Source organism: uncultured Methanofollis sp. (genome assembly GCF_937919355.1).
GTDB lineage: Archaea > Halobacteriota > Methanomicrobia > Methanomicrobiales > Methanofollaceae > Methanofollis.
In genome coordinates this window covers 1-1900 of record NZ_CALFSA010000084.1, presented here as the reverse complement: position 1 = coordinate 1900, position 1900 = coordinate 1, and the positions used below count along the sequence as shown (strand labels likewise).

The 1900-nt window shown below is 57.6% G+C and carries 3 protein-coding genes; 2 read left to right on the top strand and 1 reads right to left on the bottom strand.

Annotated elements, in window-relative coordinates; translation table 11 throughout:
* On the bottom strand, positions 1 to 284 hold a 284-nt coding region (locus tag Q0520_RS03735), incomplete at its 3' end, for a MarR family winged helix-turn-helix transcriptional regulator (RefSeq protein WP_298666778.1).
* Positions 285 to 713: 429 nt separating this feature from the next.
* Here Q0520_RS03735 and Q0520_RS03730 point away from each other — a divergent pair.
* Both Q0520_RS03730 and Q0520_RS03725 read left to right on the top strand, forming a co-directional pair.
* Positions 714 to 1601, top strand: a complete 888-nt coding sequence (locus Q0520_RS03730; RefSeq protein ID WP_298666775.1) for a C1 family peptidase — start codon at positions 714 to 716, stop codon at positions 1599 to 1601.
* A 170-nt stretch (positions 1602 to 1771) separates the two neighbouring features.
* Positions 1772 to 1900, top strand: a 129-nt coding sequence (locus Q0520_RS03725; protein ID WP_298666781.1) for a PLDc N-terminal domain-containing protein, incomplete at its 3' end; no start/stop codon positions are given.

Sequence of the window (1900 nt, the reverse complement as noted above, 5' to 3'; positions counted from 1 at the left end):
AAGAGCCGGAGGGCCCGGCGGTCATCGGGATCGACGGTGCGGCAGATATAACCTGCGTCCTCCAGTTTCCGGACGGCCCGCGCGACGGCACCCTTGTCTATGCGGAATCGGTGGGCGAGGGTGTCCTGGGTGATACCCTGTTCGTGGGCGAGGTGGATGAGGGTGAAGAGTTGTCCCGACGAGAGGCCGAACCTCTTCATCCGCTCGTCGATGAAGATATGATGTGCCCTGTGGACGACAGAGATGAGGGCCCCGACAGGGGTCTTCTGGCGATGCGGACTCATGGGGGATCTTATTGGTGCCGTCGGGGGATAATTGTTGTCCATGCAACTGTTGCATATGCAACAATATCCCGGGATCTTTTTCCCTCTCCCGACCTTTCTCCAGCCATAGGCGGGCCAGTCATGCCTGGTGATCAGAGAGGGGGGCCAGATCGGGGGTTTAGGCGGTGGGGGTGCCGCCCGAGAACCGTGTATGCATGAGGTGTGGATATCAGGAACTGAAGACGAAGGAGATAGCGTGCCCAAAGTGCCGGGCGCGTGAGGGGACGTGACCGACAAAAGATGTGCGCCCTACGGGCATCATGTATTGCAGGGCGAGATTATCTGTCCTGGTCGCCCGGTCCGGTGCTGCCTCCGATATGTATATCCCCCCGCAGTGGGTTGACCTGCTGTTCCTGGTCGCCCGAGAACACATGAAATGAGGACGGTGAGATGACCGATAGTATGAGAAAATACGCAATGGGATGGGTGCACGAGTATCCCGATGTCAGGGACTACTCCCCAGACCATGAAGTTATTGCACCGCTGCTTGAACAGACACGACTGGATGTGTCTTTAAAGGCAAATTTACCCGTTTCCATTGACCTGAGGAAGTGGTGCCCTCCGATTGAGAACCAGTTGAACCTCGGGTCATGTACAGCACAAGCGGGCGTGGCCCTTATCGAGTATTTCGAGAGGAGAGCATTTGGAGAACACATCGATGCATCGCGGCTCTTCCTCTATAAGACGACACGGAACCTCCTCCGCTGGACCGGCGACACAGGGGCCTATCTGAGGACGACGATGGGGGCGATGGTGCTCTTCGGCGTGCCCCCTGAAGAGTACTGGCCTTATACCGACACACCCGGCGACGAAATCGACGGCTTCGACCGCGAGCCCCCGGCATTCTGCTACGCTTTCGGCCAGTCATACCAACCGATCCACTACTACAAACTCGACCCTCCGAATTACACGAAGGAACAGGTCCTCCACTGGATCAGGACGCATCTTGCCGCAGGTTTTCCGGCTATGTTCGGGTTCACGGTCTACGACTCAATCAGTCAGGCCGAAGACAACGGCATGATCCCCTTCCCTTGCGGGAAGGAGAATGTCCTTGGTGGCCACGCTGTGGTTGCGATCGGGTACGACGACAACCTGAAGATCACGAACGCCAACTGCAACTCTGAAACGACGGGGGCACTGCTTATCCGGAACTCCTGGGGAACGAAATGGGGATCAGGAGGATACGGCTGGCTTCCCTATGATTATGTCCTCAAAGGACTTGCTGTGGACTGGTGGACTCTGATCAAAAGCGAATATATAGACACTGGGATTTTCTAAGGCTTCCTCCCGGAGAAGCAAACAGGTGCGGGCGTACCGGGACACGTCCCTGCGTCTTTTTTTTGCCTGCTCCATCAGCGGTCCTGAGCGATGGGAATATATACCGCCCGCGCGAGAGGCACTCCATGCCGCGCCGACTCCTGCCGCCCCTCTCCTGCGGGGTGGCCTGAATGGACTGGTCCCTCGTTCTCGCCGTCATCTTCGCCTTCAACATCCTCTTTGCCATCGCCGTCGTCTTCTTCGAGAGGAAGAACCCGACGGCCGCCCTTGCATGGCTGATGGTGCTCTTCTTCCTCCCT

What these genes read in the sequence shown, in the direction of transcription:
- Q0520_RS03730 (WP_298666775.1), top strand. Translation starts at nt 714, where the DNA reads ATGACCGATAGTATGAGAAAATACGCAATGGGATGGGTGCACGAGTAT.